This is a genomic window from Halobacteriovorax sp. GFR8, assembly GCF_050955245.1.
Taxonomy (GTDB): domain Bacteria; phylum Bdellovibrionota; class Bacteriovoracia; order Bacteriovoracales; family Bacteriovoracaceae; genus Halobacteriovorax_A.
Map to the genome: position 1 here is coordinate 1 of NZ_JBPBLR010000002.1, position 14,072 is coordinate 14,072.

The window sequence follows — 14,072 nt, forward strand, 5'->3', positions numbered from 1 at the left end:
ATGTCTAATTAAGCCAGGTTCAGTTAAGCCACACGCGAAATTTAACTGTGAAGTATATATCCTTTCAAAAGATGAAGGTGGACGTCACACTCCAATCTTCAAAGGTTATAGACCACAGTTCTACTTCAGAACAACAGACGTAACAGGTGACATCACACTTGCAGACGGTGTTGAAATGGTTATGCCAGGTGACAATACTTCTTTCGCAGTAGAGCTAATTACTCCAATCGCGATGGAAAAAGGTCTTAAGTTCGCAATCCGTGAGGGTGGTAGAACAATCGGTGCTGGTACAGTCTCTGAAATTTTAGACTAAATTTTTGTTTAAATTTTGGGGTGGTCTCTTGATCACCCCTTTTTTGCGCTCAATACTTTAAATTGACGCGTAAAAAATATATGGCCTAGCGTAAAAATAATTTGACAACAGGCCCAAAAAAACAGTAAAAGTCAGGTTCAACTTTTAAAATTGATAATAGGATGAGTATGAAAGCTTCTAAGTTAAGAATTAAATTACGCGCATATGATCACAAGCTTCTAGATAGCTCAGTTGATGAGATCGTACAAACAGCTAAAGAGACAGGCGCAAGAGTAGCGGGTCCAATCCCATTACCAACTGAAATTAACAAGTTTACAGTTCTTAGAGGACCTCACAAAGATAAAAAATCTCGTGAGCAGTTCGAAATGAGAACACACAAGAGACTAATTGATATTGTTGATCCAACTCAACAAACTGTTGATAGCCTAATGAAGTTAGATCTATCAGCTGGTGTTGACGTAGAGATCAAGTACTAGTATAAACGAAAAAAATTTTTATTATTAACCATGCATGCATCTCTTGGAGAAGAGTGATGCTGTGGAGGCAAAATGACAGAAGAAACTCAAGCAGTTGAGACTACTGCTACTGTATCGCTTAACACTATCTATGGTGTGAAAGCTGGTATGACAAGAATCTTTGATGAAGCTGGAAACCACGTTCCAGTAACAGTTATCAAACTAATCCCTAACAAAGTTACACAAGTTAAAACTTTAGACAGAGACGGTTACGAAGCTTACCAAGTGGGTTACTACGAAAAAAGAGAAAAGCTTGTTAATAAGCCAACTCAAGGTCACCTAAAAGCTGCTAACGTTGAAAATAACTTTGTAAAATTTGCAGAAGTTAGAACAGAAGGCGTTGATGCTGCTAACTTAGGTAAAGATCTATCTCTAGAGTCATTTGAAGCTTCTACATATGTTGATGTAACAGGAACTTCTAAAGGTAAAGGTTTCCAAGGTCAGATGAAGCGTCACAACTTCAAAGGTGGACCTGCTACTCACGGTTCGAAATTCCACAGACGTGGTGGTTCGATCGGTAACAGAGCTACTCCTGGTAAAGTTTGGAAGAACAAAAGAATGCCTGGTCACATGGGTTGTGACACAAAAACAATCCAAAACATCAAGGTTGTTGAAGTTAATCAAGATAAAGGATACATGCTACTTAAGGGATCAGTTCCTGGTTCAAAAAATGGTTTTGTAAGAATCGCAAAAGCACTTAAGAAGTAATAGTAGACTGAGGTAATAGTTATGAGTGATGTAACAGTATTAAATGCAAAATTAGAAGAAGCAGGAAAGCTTACTACAAATGTAAGTCTTACTGCTGAAGATATTAACGTAGCGGCTGTACACCAAGTTGTTAAGGCTACTCTAGCGGGAAGAAGACAAGGTAATGCTTGTGTTAAAGGTCGTTCAGATGTTAGCGGTGGTGGAGCTAAGCCTTTTAAGCAAAAAGGTACAGGTAGAGCTAGACAAGGTTCAATTAGATCGTCTCTTATGGTAGGCGGTGGAACAGTTCACGGTCCAAGCCCAAGAAGCTACGTACAAAAAGTAAATAAGAAAATGGCAAAGGTTGCAATTCAATCTGTACTTGCTGACAAACTCCAAGCTGGAAAGTTGACAGTAGTAGATACAATTGAATCAACTGGAAAAACTAAAGATATGTACACTCTATTAAATGGTAAGGGTTTACTTCCTGCTTTAGTAGTAACTGCTGATAAAAACTCACCAGCTCTTAGAGCAGTGAAGAACTTACAGTGGGGTAAAGGGATGGCCGTAGAAGGTTTCTCTGTATACGAAGCAGTAAAATTTGAAAACCTAGTTATCGAAAAGAGTGCATTAGAAACCCTATTAAGTAAGTTGGTGTAGATTATGGCGACGTTAGAAAATGTATTAAAGAAACCACTTATCACTGAAAAGACTTCTGTTGCTACAGATAATGAAAACCGTTTTGGTTTTGTTGTAGATCTTAAGGCAAATAAGCATCAAATTAAGAATGCAGTTGAAGCTCTATATGATGTGAAAGTTTTAAATGTAAAGACAAACATTACTCCAGGTAAAGTTAAGAGAGCTGGTAAGGGTGTTAAAAAGACTAGTAAATTCAAGAAGGCTTTCGTTCAATTAGCGGAAGGTCAAAAGATTGAATTTTTTAAAGGTGTTTAACTAGTTAGCTGAGGAAATTATGGGTATTAAAAGATTTAAACCAACAACTCCTTCACTAAGAAAGATGCAAGTCGTAAATAGTGATGAGTTAACAAAAGGTGTAAAGCCAGTTAAAGGCCTTACAGCTGTTAAGAAAAATTTTGCAGGTAGAAATAACGCTGGTCGCATCACTGTTAGACACAGAGGTGGCGGTGTTAAGAGAAGATACAGAATTATTGATTTCAAAAGAAATAAAACAGATATCCCTGCAACTGTTCAAGCGATCTCTTACGATCCAAACAGAACTTGTAATATTGCACTTATCGCATACCTAGACGGTGAAAAGAGCTACATTTTAGCTCCACTTGGTCTTAAGGTTGGAGATAAGGTAATCGCTTCTGCAGATGCGGATATTAAAGTAGGAAATGCTAAGAAGCTTAAGGACATTCCAGTTGGTACTCTTGTACACAATGTTGAAATGTATCCAGGAGCTGGTGGTCAGCTAGCACGTTCTGCAGGTTCTTACGTTCAAATTATGGCGAAAGAAGGTAAATTTGCTCTTCTTAGAATGCCATCAGGTGAGCTTAGAAAAGTTGAAGTTAGTTGTGTAGCTACAATTGGTCAGGTTGGTAATCTTGATCATGAAAAACGTAACATTGGTAAAGCTGGACGTAAGAGAAAGCTTGGTTTCAGACCAACTGTTCGTGGTGTTGCTATGAACCCAGTTGATCACCCACACGGTGGTGGTGAAGGTAGAACTTCAGGTGGACGTCATCCAGTATCACCATGGGGAACACCAGCTAAGGGTTACAAGACAAGAACTAATAAGAGAACTGATAAGTTCATCGTTAAGAGAAGAAAGTAGTAGGAGATTAATATGGCCCGTTCATTAAAAAAAGGTCCATTTGTTGATATTAGCTTAATGAAAAAAGCTCTACAAATGCAAGAAGAAGGTAACAAAGGTAACAAAGTGATCAAGACATGGTCTAGAAGATCAACAATTGTTCCTGAGTTCATCGGACTTACTTTTGCCGTTCACAACGGTAAGAAATTCATACCGGTTTATGTAACTGACAATATGATTGGACATAAATTAGGTGAATTTGCACTAACTAGAACATACTTTGGTCACGGTGCAGATAAAAAAGCTAAGAAAAGATAGTTAAGTTAGAGTTGAATAAGGAGAAGGTCAGATGGCCATTACAGTTAGAAACAGTAGAGTTGGTATCGCACCAAGAAAAGTAAGACAGGTTTGCGATCTAATCAGAAAGAAGAAAGCTTCTGAGGCGCTAAGAATCTTACGCTTCCAAGAGAAGAAAGAAATTGCACTTGTTTTAACAAAATTAATTAATAGTGGATTAGCAATCGCAGCTGATTCTGAAAAGTATGACTTAGATAACCTAGTTATCGGTACGATTAAAGCAGACGAAGGTCCAACTTTAAAGCGTATTCAGCCAAGAGCTCAAGGTCGTGCGTTCAGAATTAGAAAAAGAACTAGTCACATAACAGTAGAACTAAAAGAAGCATAGGATAAATTATGGGACAAAAAGTACATCCATACGGTTTTAGATTAGGTTATATTAAGTCATGGCATTCAAACTGGTTTGCTAACGATAGAGAATACGGTGAGACTCTTCACGAAGATCTAGCGATTAGAAACTACATTGAAAAGAACATGAAAAATGCTTCTGTAGCTAATATCGAATTATCAAGAACTTCAAACCAGGTTAAAGTTACTGTTTACACAGCTAAGCCAGGTGTTGCTATTGGTAAAAAAGGTGCAGGAATTGAAAAAATTAGAAACGACCTTAAGAAACTTACTAAAGGTACACTAATCTTCAATATCGCAGAAGTTAAGAGACCAGATGCAGAAGCTAAGTTAATCGCGGAAAACATTGCAGGTCAGCTTGAAAAACGTGTAGCTTTCAGAAGAGCAATGAAGAAAGTTATGCAGTCAGCATTCAGAGCTGGTGTAAAAGGTATCCGTGTTAGAACAGCAGGACGTCTTGGCGGAGCTGAGATGGCAAGAGCTGAAGGTTATACAGAAAGAAAAGTTCCACTACATACTCTTAGAGCAGACATTGATTACAATACTGCTGAAGCTCACACTACATACGGTGTTATCGGTGTAAAAGTTTGGGTTTACAAAGGTGAGATCTATAAGTAGTAGGAAATTCGTTAGTGAATTTATTTTATTGAGGTAAATATGTTAAGTCCAAAGAAAGTAAAGTGGCGTAAGCAGCAGAAAGGAAGAATGAAGGGTAAGGCGAACCGTGGAAATACTATCACGTTCGGTGAATTTGCTATACAAGCCCTATCATGTGGGTATATAACTAACCGTCAAATTGAAGCTGCCCGTATTGCAATGACAAGAAAGATCAAAAGAGGTGGTAATGTTTGGATCAAGATCTTCCCAGATAAGGTCCTTACAAAGAAACCAGCTGAAGTTCGTATGGGGAAAGGTAAAGGTTCTCCAGACTCTTGGGTTGCAGTAGTAAAACCAGGAAGAGTAATGTTTGAAATCAAGCACTTTGATCCTGAGCTAAGTAAACAAGCACTTAAGCTTGCAATGTATAAACTACCTGTAAAGACTAGAATTATTTCTAGAGAGCAGCAGGAACTTTAAATCGTTGAGAGGAAGTTATGCAAAAGTTAGAGTACAAAGATATAAGCGGTTTAAGCGGTAAAGAAATTGATGCAAAAGTAGTTGAAATGAGAAGAGCTATCTTTGATATCAACATGTCTAAAACGACAAGTGGAATCGAGAAGCCTCATGAGCTAAAACTTGCAAAAAAGAATATTGCTAAATTATTAACAGCAAAAAATGCTAAAGGTGAGTAACCATGAGTACAAATACGTTTAAGAGAAAGCTAGATGGTGTAGTTGTTTCTGTAAAGAATGAAAACACAGTTGTTGTGAATGTTGCTAGACGTTTCAAGCACCCTGTTTACAGCAAATTCGTTACAAAAACTAAGAAGTACCACGCTCATAACGTAAGTTTAGAAGCGAATCTAGGTGACAATGTAACAATTATTGAAAGTAAACCTTATTCAAAACTCAAAAAGTGGGAACTGTTAAAGGTAAATAAGTAGGGCTTAATAAGCCTATTTTAGGAGTTAGTAATGATCCAAATGCAAACTAAGTTAGAAGTTGCTGATAACTCTGGAGCTAAAGAAGTAAAGTGTATCAAGGTTCTTGGTGGTTCAAAAAGAATGAACGCAAATCTTGGTGACATTATTGTTGTAGCAGTTCAGCAAGCACTACCAGGTGGAAAAATTAAAAAGGGTGACGTTAAGAAAGCGGTTATCGTTAGAACGAAGTACCCTATTAGAAGAGACGACGGTTCATACATCAGATTTGATAAGAACAGCGTTGTAATACTAAATAATAACAATGAACCAGTAGGTACACGTATTTTTGGTCCTGTTGCGAGAGAGTTAAGAAACAAGAGCTTTACGAAGATCTGTTCTTTAGCGCCAGAAGTTCTTTAATTAAAGGTTCAGTGAGGAAGTTATGCAAAAGCTAAAAGTTAATGATAATGTTGTAGTTTTAACAGGTAAAGACAGAGGCAAAACTGGTGAAGTTAAGAAAATCAACTTCAAGACCAAAGTTGTTTATGTTGGTGGTGTTAATCTAGTAAAAAAAGCAATTAAACCAACTCAAGAGAACCCAGCTGGTGGTATCGTAGACATCGAAGCACCTCTTAACATCTCAAATGTTGCTGTTGTTAGCCCAAAAACAAAAAAGGCTACGAGAGTAAGAATTGAAGAAAAAGATGGTAAGAAGGTTAGAGTCGCTGTGTCTTGTGGATCAGTACTGAGTTAAGGATAGAGGCAAAAATGAGCAGATTCAAAAAACTATATAATGACGAAATAAAAAATAAAATGACTGAGAAGTTTGGTTATAAGAATGTTAACCAAATTCCTAAGCTAGAAAAGATAGTAGTTAACTGTTGTACAAGAGACGCAGTAACTAACTCTAAAGTTGTTCAGTCGATTGTTAACGATCTTGGTACTATTACTGGTCAAAAGCCAGTTGTAGCTAAAGCTAGAAAATCTGTTGCTGGTTTCAAAGTAAGAGAAGGTATGGCATTAGGTGCAAATGTTACTCTTCGTGGTGATAGAATGTACGAATTCCTAGATAGACTTGTTAACATCACTCTTCCAAGAGTTCGTGACTTTAGAGGTGTTTCTTCTAAAGGTTTTGATGGAAAAGGTAACTATACTTTAGGTTTAAAAGAGCAGATTATTTTCCCAGAAATTTCTTACGATCAAATTGATAAAGTAAGAGGTCTAGGAATCTCAATCGTAACTACTGCTGGAAACAACGAAGAAGGTAGAGAGCTTCTAAACCTTTTTGGTATGCCTTTTAACAAGTAATTGAGGATAATGTAATGGCTAGAAAAGCGAAAATTGAAAGTAACAAAAAAAGAGCTAAACTTGCTGAAAAATATGGTGCTTTAAGAAAAGAACTTAAAGCTGCTATTATCAACGAGAATCTTTCAGATGAAGAAAGATTTGAAGCGATGATCAAGCTACAAAAGCTACCAAGAAATTCAGCTGCAATTAGAGTTAGAAATAGATGTGAATTAACAGGTCGTCCACGTGCTTTCTATAGAAAGTTCAGACTATCAAGAATTCAATTTAGAGAGTTAGCACTTAGAGGAATGATCCCTGGTGTAACTAAGTCAAGCTGGTAATGGTTGAGGAGACGAAATTATGATGACTGATCCTATTGCAGATATGTTAACAAGAATTAGAAATGCAATTAATGCTGGACACGATAGAGTGGAATTTCCAGCTTCGAAAATGAAAGCAGGTGTTTGTAAAGTTATGAAAGACGAAGGTTATATTCGCTCATTCAAAATCATTGCAAAGAGCCAATCAGATATTAGAATCAAAGTATTACTTAAAGACGACGCTATCGTAGGTCTTGAGAGAGTATCTAAACCAGGTCTTAGACAGTACCGTGGTTACAAGGACATCTCTAGAGTTATTAGTGGTCTTGGTACTTCAATCCTATCAACTTCTAAAGGAATTATTTCTGATAGAGAAGCGAGAGCGACTAAAGTTGGTGGTGAAGTAATCTGTAATATTTGGTAGTAGGGAGCGAGTAATGTCACGTGTAGGAAAAAACCCGGTAGTAGTTCCTGAGAAAGTTCAGGTTACAATAAATGGTACAAATGTATCAGTTAAAGGACCTAAAGGTGAGCTAGAGTACACTTTCAATGATAGAGTGACTTTTACACAAGAAGGTAATGAAGTTAAAGTAAACCCAGTTGATGAGTCTAAAAAGTCTCGTGCAATGTGGGGTACAGCAAGACAAATCGTTTTCAACATGGTAACTGGTGTTACTGATGGATTTGTTAGAAAGCTAGAGTTCAACGGTGTTGGTTATAAGGCAGCGGTTAGTGGAAATACACTAACTCTTAACCTTGGTTATTCACACCCAATTGAATATGTTCTTCCAGAAGGCGTAGCAGCGAAAGTTGCTGGTAAAGAAATCGAACTTACTGGATCAAATAAAGAACTAGTTGGCTTTGCTGCTGCAAAGATCCGTTCATTCAGACCACCAGAGCCTTACAAAGGTAAAGGTGTTAAATACGCTGAAGAGACAATCGTAAGAAAAGCTGGTAAATCTGGCGGTAAGTAATAAATAGTAGCCTGAGAATGGCCCGCAGTGAGGGCCTAGGGTGAGGAGTTAAAAATGATTAGAAAGCCTTATGGTAAAGCTGGTAAAGCAAGTACAGCTAGAAAAATTAGAAGAAAACTTGCTATCCGTAAGAAAGTTAACGGAACTGCTGAGAGACCACGTCTATCGGTTAACCGTACAAACAAGCACATTACAGTTCAGGTAATTGATGATGTTGCTAATAAGACACTTTTCAGTGTTCAAACTTACGGTAAAAATGCTGTTGAAGGAAAAAGCAATGTTGCTGGTGCAACGCTAGTTGGGACAAAACTTGCTGAAAACCTAAAGTCTAACAATATTTCAACTGCTGTATTCGACAGAAACGGACTTAGATACCACGGTGTAATTAAGGCTGTTGTTGAAGCTGCTAGAGAAAATGGAATTCAAATTTAGGAGTAAGTGATGACTGAAGAAAATAAAAGCGTTGAAAAAACAGTAAAAGCAGAACCAAAGAAAAGACAAGCTTCTAAGAAAGCTCCAGCGAAAAAGCGTCAAGCTAACTCTATGGATGTTGAATTAGAAGAAAGAGTTGTTGCTGTAAATAGAGTTGCTAAGGTTATGAAGGGTGGTAGAAGATTTTCTTTCAGTGCTCTAATGATCGTTGGTGATAAGAATGGTCGCGTAGGTTACGGTCTTGGTAAAGCTAAGGAAGTACCTGAAGCAATCAGAAAAGCTACACAAGCTGCTCAAAAAAGCATGATTTCAGTACCAGTTGATGCAGGAACTATTCCTCACACTGTACTTGGAGAATTTGATGCTGGTAAGATTCTATTTAAGCCTGCTGCGGAAGGTACAGGGGTTAAGGCTGCTGGTGCATGTCGTTCAATCCTAGAACTTGCAGGTGTTAAAGACGTACTTACTAAGTCTCTTAGAGGTAACAACCCACATAACATCGTTAAGGCAACTTTTGACGCTCTTAAACAACTAAGATCTGTAGAAGAAGTAGCTAAAGTACGTGGAAAAGAAGCTAAAGGCTTAAGAATTAAAGGTTAATTGAGGTTGATATGACAGCGAAAACAATTACAGTAACATTAAAGAAAAGTACTATAAAATGTACTGAGAAGCAGAAAGCTACAGTAAGAGGACTTGGTCTAAGAAAAACTGGAACTTCAAAAACTTTAGAAAACACTTCTGCTGTTAGAGGGATGATCAAAAAGGTAATTCACCTTTTAGACATTCAAGAATAAGCAGTATTAGTTGATTAAGAGGTAAATATGTTAACTTTAAATAACTTAAAAAGTCCAAAAGGTGCACATAAAAACATTAAGAGAATTGGTCGTGGACAAGGTTCAGGTCAAGGTACTCAAGCTGGTAAAGGGCACAAGGGTCAAAAGGCTCGTGCTGGTGGCGGTGTAAGAACTGGTTTCGAAGGTGGAGCAATGCCACTTTACATGCGTCTTCCAAAAAGAGGTTTCTCTAATGCACCATTTAAAACTGTGTATGCAGAAGTTTCTCTATCTACATTAGAAGCTAAATTTGATGGCGGAGACGTTACAAAAGAAGCTCTAATTGAGAAAGGTATCCTTAAGGGTGCAGATAAAAGACGTCCAGTGAAAATTCTTGCTAACGGAGAGCTTTCAAAATCGTTAAATTTTGTTAATATTGAAAAGTTTTCTAAAGGTGCTCAAGAAGCAATCGAGAAAGCTGGTGGAAAAATAGCAACAAAATAGATAAAAGGATCGTCTGATGTCAAACGCTCAAGGAAAACTTGAAGAGCTTAAGAAAAAAGTCTTTTTTACTTTTTTATTATTAGTAGTATATAGATTGGTTGCGCAAATTCCTGTACCAGGAGTTGATGCGCAGGCAATCTCTTCTTATTTTGCGGAAGCTGGTGGAGGAAGTCTTTTTGACCTAATCAACACTTTTAGTGGTGGTGCCTTCAAGCGATTCTCGGTTTTAGCACTGGGGATTATGCCGTATATTACTACTTCTATCATCTTTTCTCTTTTAGGAGAGGTTATTCCTCAAATCCAAGAGCTACAAGAAGACTCAGAAGGTAACAAAAAAATTCAAAAGTGGACTAGGTATGCAACAGTAATTCTCTGTTGCATACAAGGTTACTCAATGGCCGCTGTTTTCGAAACATTTGTTTCACCAGGAGGCGCTAGAGTTATCCCTGAGCCAGGTATGCTTTTTAGAATTGTAACTATGATTACTTTAGCTGCAGGGACAATGTTCCTACTTTGGCTTGGTGAACGTATTACAGAATTTGGCTTAGAGAATGGTGTTTCTCTGATTATTTTTGCTGGTATTGCTGTAGAGTTACCATCAGAAGTTATTCAAAAAATTACACTATTTAGAAACGGTGAAATGGGAGGACTAGAGCTTCTTACATTTGTAGCCGTTATTATTGTTGCATTTTTTGTTGTTGCATTTATCGAAAGAGCTTTTAGGGCTGTTCCGGTTCAGTATGCAAAACGTGTTGTTAATAATAGAGTTTATGGTGGTAACCAAACTCTTCCAATGAGAGTTGATACTGGCGGTGTTATGCCTCCAATCTTAGCTTCTTCTTTATTAGCAGCTCCAGCAACTTTTGCTACATTTATTCCTGCAGACAGTGCTTTTAAGCCATACTTTGATACAATTCAGCAAAGTTTAGCTCCAGGACAACTTTTATTTAATATTCTTTTTGCAACACTTATTGTGTATATGACTTACTTCTATGCACCGATCCAATTCAAAACGAAGAAGATCTCAGAGATGTTACAAAAGAATAATGCTTTTATTCCAGGTATTAGGCCAGGTGATAAAACTAAAGAGTATTTAGATACATTATTAAATCGTTTATCATTCTTTGGGGCTCTTTTCTTAATCGTAGTTTGTATTGTTCCTTCATTAATTACAGGAGCACAAACTAGATTTGGTGGTACTTCAATGCTTATTTTAGTTTCTGTATCAGTTAGAGTTATGATGAATGTTCAATCGTTTATGTTTGCTGACAAGTATGAAATGTCATACAAGTCAAAAGGTAAATATAACGGAAATAATAGAAGGTTCTAGTCCATGGCACCACAACTTATTTTAATTGGAGCTCCTGGATCAGGAAAAGGTACTCAAGCTAAGAATATTGTTTCTGAGCTTGGGTACAAACATGTTTCTACTGGAGACTTGCTTAGAGCAGAAGTAGCTAAAGAGTCAGAGCTTGGTCGAAAGATTAAGGCCGTTATGGATTCTGGTGAACTAGTAAGTGACGAGTTAGTATTAGATCTTCTTAAGGCAAATTGTGCTGTAGAGAAGTCGACATATATTTTTGATGGTTATCCAAGAAACTTAGTTCAAGCAAAGGATTTAGATAGTGCTCTACTCGGTGGAGTCGATTCTAAGGCAATTTACTTTGATATCGCACTTGATACTTTAGTTGAGAGAATTGTTAATAGACGCGTGGCTCCTGGAAGCGGTGAGATCTACAATCTAAAGACAAAGCCACCTAAAGTTGAAGGTAAGTGTGACGTTTCAGGTGAAGACCTTGTGCATCGTAAGGATGATAACGAGGAGACTGTAAGAACAAGAATGAAGGTTTTTACAGATAATATTGAGCCAGTTCTTGAGTATTATGAATCTCAGGGCCGCTTGGTTAGAGTTGATGCTACTAACGGGCTTGATGAGATTTTTGAAGAAATAAAAAAAGTAGTTAAATAATTTATTTTATAAGTAATTCGCCTTGCAATATGGCCCTGAGTCATATATAAGCAATTACTTTAGGTTTTAAAGTATATGAGTAATCAGGAAACGATTGAAGTTGAAGGAGAAGTTACTGAACTTCTTCCAAACACAAAATTTAAGGTTAAATTACCTAACGGACATTCTGTCATTGCCCACATTAGTGGAAAAATGAGAATGCACTTTATTAAAATTTTACCTGGAGATAAGGTGCTTGTTGAGATTAGCAAGTATGACTTAACGAAGGGCCGAATTACATATAGAAGTAAAAAACGCTAGTGTAGAATTTACGAGGTTGTTATGAAAGTTAGAGCATCTGTAAAGCCGATGTGCAAAGATTGTAAAGTTATTAAAAGAAGAGGCGTACTTAGAGTTGTATGTAAGCAACCTAAGCACAAGCAAAGACAAGGTTAATCATAGGAAAGGAGTGTAGCTATGGCGAGAATTCTTGGTGTTGATATTCCTAGAAATAAGGTAATGAAAATTGCCCTGCAATCAATTTACGGTGTAGGACCGAAGGTTGCTAAGGAAGTATTAGAAAAAACAAACATCGATTTAAACAAAAATTCAAACGAACTAACTGAAGAAGAAGCAAACGAAATCAGACTTCTTCTTGAAAGTGAGTACACTGTAGAAGGTGACTTACGTAGAGAAGTTGGTCTTAACATTAAACGACTAAAAGACTTAGGTTGTTACAGAGGGATCAGACATAGAAAAGGTCTTCCTGTAAGAGGTCAAAGAACTTCTACAAATGCTCGTACTCGTAAGGGACCAGCTGTTGCAATCGCAGGTAAGAAGTCAATTAAGTCAATGAAGTAATTGTTAGGAGTTAATGATGGTTAAGAAAACAGCTTCAAAGAAAAAAGTTAAAAAGAATATTTCGAGAGGTATTGCACACATTCAATGCTCTTTCAATAATACAATCGTTACGTTCACTGACATGAACGGTAACGCTATTTCATGGGCATCTGCTGGTCAATTAGGATTCAGAGGGTCTAAGAAATCGACTCCATTCGCGGCACAGATGGCTTCTATGGAAGCAGCTAAAAAGGCTATGGAGCACGGACTATCTACTGTTGAAGTAAGAGTTAAGGGTCCGGGTGCAGGTAGAGAAAATGCTGTTAGAGCATTCATCGCTGCAGGCCTTAAAATCACTTCTGTTGCTGATAGGTCACCAATTCCACACAATGGATGTCGTGCACCGAAAAGAAGAAGAGTATAATTATATAGATTTATATTAAGGAGTTGTCTGTGGACACATTTACAGCAAAAAATTGGACAGGAATGATAAGACCAGTAGCTTTGGAAATGGATAACGATAAGCTAACTAATACTTATGGTAAGTTCGTTGCTAAGCCACTAGAAAGAGGTTATGGACAAACTCTTGGAAACTCTTTACGTCGTGTACTTCTATCTTCACTTCAGGGTGCAGCTATTGTTGCAATCAGAATTGATGGTGTTGAACATGAGTTTGGTACAATCAACAACGTAAAAGAAGAAGTTTCTGAGATTATTCTTAACCTTAAAGAAGTTCACTTTAGAATTAAAGATAAAGAGCAGGTAACTCTTACTCTTGAGAAATCAGTAGAGGGTGTTGTTACTGCTGGTGACATTTCTGAGTCTGCAAATGTTGAAGTTTTAAATCCAGAGCACGCTATCTGTAATCTATCAACTGGTGGATCTATTAAAATGGAACTACTTGTTGCTAGAGGTAAAGGATACGTTACAGCTCTTGATAATAAAGAGTCTTTTGATCTTCCAATCGGTTGGATTTATCTTGATTCTCTTTTCTCACCTGTTGCACGTGTTAACTATACAGTTACTAATTCACGTGTTGGTAAGAGAACAGATTTTGATAAGCTTACTCTTGAAGTTTGGACTAACGCAGGTGTTGAGCCTTCGGATGCAGTAGCTTACTCAGCGAAGATCCTAAGAGACCAACTTGCTGTATTCCTTAGCTTCGAAGATGAAGAAGAAATCACAAGAATGGAAACTAAGCCTAAGAAACAACAAAATACTGCTAATGCAGCTCTATTAAAGCCTGTATCTGAGCTTGAGCTGTCTGTAAGATCTGCAAACTGCTTGCAGAACGCAGATATTAAGTATATCTATGAGCTAGTTTCTAAGACTGAAGGCGAGATGCTAAGAACTAAGAACTTTGGACGTAAGTCACTAAATGAGATTAAAGAAGTACTTTCTCAAATGGGACTTGGTCTGGGTATGAAAGTTGATAGCATCATGCAAGATCTAAAAGAAGAATAAAAGTTGTTATA

The 14,072-nt window shown here is 37.3% G+C and carries 28 protein-coding genes and 1 pseudogene; all 29 read left to right on the forward strand.

The annotated features are described in order from the left end of the window. Positions 1-313: pseudogene (tuf, locus tag ACRXC1_RS00555) on the forward strand (elongation factor Tu); the annotation flags it as partial. 167 nt (positions 314-480) lie between these two features. Further along, on the forward strand, positions 481-789 hold the full coding sequence (rpsJ, locus tag ACRXC1_RS00560) for a 30S ribosomal protein S10 (RefSeq protein ID WP_021265868.1): 309 nt from the start codon (positions 481-483) through the stop codon (positions 787-789). Positions 790-861: 72 nt separating this feature from the next. Then, positions 862-1,536: a 50S ribosomal protein L3 gene (gene rplC / locus ACRXC1_RS00565; protein ID WP_392909672.1), complete on the forward strand. Its 675-nt coding sequence runs from the start codon at positions 862-864 to the stop codon at positions 1,534-1,536. 21 nt (positions 1,537-1,557) lie between these two features. After that, complete coding sequence (gene rplD / locus ACRXC1_RS00570) at positions 1,558-2,175, forward strand: 50S ribosomal protein L4 (RefSeq protein ID WP_392909673.1); 618 nt, start codon at positions 1,558-1,560, stop codon at positions 2,173-2,175. Between the two features lie 3 nt (positions 2,176-2,178). Further along, positions 2,179-2,469, forward strand: a complete 291-nt coding sequence (rplW, locus tag ACRXC1_RS00575) for a 50S ribosomal protein L23 (RefSeq protein WP_021266483.1) — start codon at positions 2,179-2,181, stop codon at positions 2,467-2,469. A 19-nt stretch (positions 2,470-2,488) separates the two neighbouring features. Continuing rightward, positions 2,489-3,313 carry a 50S ribosomal protein L2 gene (rplB, locus tag ACRXC1_RS00580; protein WP_021266159.1) on the forward strand — a complete coding sequence of 275 codons (825 nt, stop codon included), beginning with the start codon at positions 2,489-2,491 and terminating at the stop codon, positions 3,311-3,313. A gap of 12 nt (positions 3,314-3,325) precedes the next feature. Next, positions 3,326-3,610 (forward strand): 30S ribosomal protein S19, encoded by a 285-nt coding sequence (rpsS, locus tag ACRXC1_RS00585; protein WP_021266332.1) that lies wholly within the window; start codon positions 3,326-3,328, stop codon positions 3,608-3,610. A gap of 31 nt (positions 3,611-3,641) precedes the next feature. Then, a complete protein-coding gene (gene rplV / locus ACRXC1_RS00590; RefSeq protein ID WP_021266204.1) occupies positions 3,642-3,977 on the forward strand; it encodes a 50S ribosomal protein L22 in 336 nt (111 codons plus the stop codon). An 8-nt stretch (positions 3,978-3,985) separates the two neighbouring features. After that, the gene (rpsC, locus tag ACRXC1_RS00595; protein WP_021265986.1) at positions 3,986-4,615 is read left to right on the forward strand and encodes a 30S ribosomal protein S3; all 630 of its coding nucleotides are present in this window, start codon (positions 3,986-3,988) and stop codon (positions 4,613-4,615) included. Positions 4,616-4,654: 39 nt separating this feature from the next. After that, positions 4,655-5,074, forward strand: coding sequence for a 50S ribosomal protein L16 (rplP, locus tag ACRXC1_RS00600; protein WP_433655718.1), 420 nt, complete (start codon positions 4,655-4,657; stop codon positions 5,072-5,074). 17 nt (positions 5,075-5,091) lie between these two features. Next, positions 5,092-5,289 (forward strand): 50S ribosomal protein L29, encoded by a 198-nt coding sequence (gene rpmC / locus ACRXC1_RS00605; RefSeq protein WP_021266478.1) that lies wholly within the window; start codon positions 5,092-5,094, stop codon positions 5,287-5,289. Positions 5,290-5,291: 2 nt separating this feature from the next. After that, positions 5,292-5,540, forward strand: a complete 249-nt coding sequence (gene rpsQ, locus ACRXC1_RS00610; protein WP_021266428.1) for a 30S ribosomal protein S17 — start codon at positions 5,292-5,294, stop codon at positions 5,538-5,540. A 30-nt stretch (positions 5,541-5,570) separates the two neighbouring features. Then, entirely contained in the window at positions 5,571-5,939 is a 369-nt protein-coding gene (gene rplN, locus ACRXC1_RS00615; RefSeq protein ID WP_021265914.1) for a 50S ribosomal protein L14, read from the forward strand. Positions 5,940-5,961: 22 nt separating this feature from the next. Then, a complete protein-coding gene (gene rplX / locus ACRXC1_RS00620) occupies positions 5,962-6,273 on the forward strand; it encodes a 50S ribosomal protein L24 (protein ID WP_021265798.1) in 312 nt (103 codons plus the stop codon). A gap of 14 nt (positions 6,274-6,287) precedes the next feature. Then, a complete protein-coding gene (rplE, locus tag ACRXC1_RS00625; protein WP_392909675.1) occupies positions 6,288-6,827 on the forward strand; it encodes a 50S ribosomal protein L5 in 540 nt (179 codons plus the stop codon). Positions 6,828-6,841: 14 nt separating this feature from the next. Next, positions 6,842-7,147, forward strand: a complete 306-nt coding sequence (gene rpsN / locus ACRXC1_RS00630; protein ID WP_392909676.1) for a 30S ribosomal protein S14 — start codon at positions 6,842-6,844, stop codon at positions 7,145-7,147. Positions 7,148-7,169: 22 nt separating this feature from the next. Continuing rightward, positions 7,170-7,550, forward strand: a complete 381-nt coding sequence (rpsH, locus tag ACRXC1_RS00635) for a 30S ribosomal protein S8 (protein WP_040313878.1) — start codon at positions 7,170-7,172, stop codon at positions 7,548-7,550. Between the two features lie 13 nt (positions 7,551-7,563). Beyond that, positions 7,564-8,100: a 50S ribosomal protein L6 gene (rplF, locus tag ACRXC1_RS00640; protein ID WP_392909677.1), complete on the forward strand. Its 537-nt coding sequence runs from the start codon at positions 7,564-7,566 to the stop codon at positions 8,098-8,100. Positions 8,101-8,154: 54 nt separating this feature from the next. Further along, complete coding sequence (rplR, locus tag ACRXC1_RS00645; RefSeq protein WP_021266175.1) at positions 8,155-8,532, forward strand: 50S ribosomal protein L18; 378 nt, start codon at positions 8,155-8,157, stop codon at positions 8,530-8,532. A gap of 111 nt (positions 8,533-8,643) precedes the next feature. Next, a complete protein-coding gene (gene rpsE / locus ACRXC1_RS00650) occupies positions 8,644-9,132 on the forward strand; it encodes a 30S ribosomal protein S5 (protein WP_040313879.1) in 489 nt (162 codons plus the stop codon). An 11-nt stretch (positions 9,133-9,143) separates the two neighbouring features. Continuing rightward, positions 9,144-9,326: a 50S ribosomal protein L30 gene (gene rpmD / locus ACRXC1_RS00655; protein WP_021266070.1), complete on the forward strand. Its 183-nt coding sequence runs from the start codon at positions 9,144-9,146 to the stop codon at positions 9,324-9,326. 27 nt (positions 9,327-9,353) lie between these two features. Continuing rightward, complete coding sequence (gene rplO, locus ACRXC1_RS00660) at positions 9,354-9,809, forward strand: 50S ribosomal protein L15 (protein WP_392857980.1); 456 nt, start codon at positions 9,354-9,356, stop codon at positions 9,807-9,809. 16 nt (positions 9,810-9,825) lie between these two features. Then, positions 9,826-11,139 (forward strand): preprotein translocase subunit SecY, encoded by a 1,314-nt coding sequence (gene secY, locus ACRXC1_RS00665; protein ID WP_392909679.1) that lies wholly within the window; start codon positions 9,826-9,828, stop codon positions 11,137-11,139. A 3-nt stretch (positions 11,140-11,142) separates the two neighbouring features. After that, entirely contained in the window at positions 11,143-11,778 is a 636-nt protein-coding gene (locus ACRXC1_RS00670) for an adenylate kinase (RefSeq protein WP_433655723.1), read from the forward strand. Between the two features lie 75 nt (positions 11,779-11,853). Then, complete coding sequence (infA, locus tag ACRXC1_RS00675; protein ID WP_021266177.1) at positions 11,854-12,078, forward strand: translation initiation factor IF-1; 225 nt, start codon at positions 11,854-11,856, stop codon at positions 12,076-12,078. 21 nt (positions 12,079-12,099) lie between these two features. Then, positions 12,100-12,213 carry a 50S ribosomal protein L36 gene (rpmJ, locus tag ACRXC1_RS00680; protein ID WP_021266475.1) on the forward strand — a complete coding sequence of 38 codons (114 nt, stop codon included), beginning with the start codon at positions 12,100-12,102 and terminating at the stop codon, positions 12,211-12,213. Positions 12,214-12,234: 21 nt separating this feature from the next. After that, positions 12,235-12,618: a 30S ribosomal protein S13 gene (gene rpsM, locus ACRXC1_RS00685; RefSeq protein WP_021265934.1), complete on the forward strand. Its 384-nt coding sequence runs from the start codon at positions 12,235-12,237 to the stop codon at positions 12,616-12,618. A gap of 16 nt (positions 12,619-12,634) precedes the next feature. Beyond that, the gene (gene rpsK, locus ACRXC1_RS00690; RefSeq protein WP_021266246.1) at positions 12,635-13,021 is read left to right on the forward strand and encodes a 30S ribosomal protein S11; all 387 of its coding nucleotides are present in this window, start codon (positions 12,635-12,637) and stop codon (positions 13,019-13,021) included. A gap of 29 nt (positions 13,022-13,050) precedes the next feature. After that, on the forward strand, positions 13,051-14,061 hold the full coding sequence (locus ACRXC1_RS00695; RefSeq protein ID WP_392909681.1) for a DNA-directed RNA polymerase subunit alpha: 1,011 nt from the start codon (positions 13,051-13,053) through the stop codon (positions 14,059-14,061). Positions 14,062-14,072 lie beyond the last annotated feature (11 nt).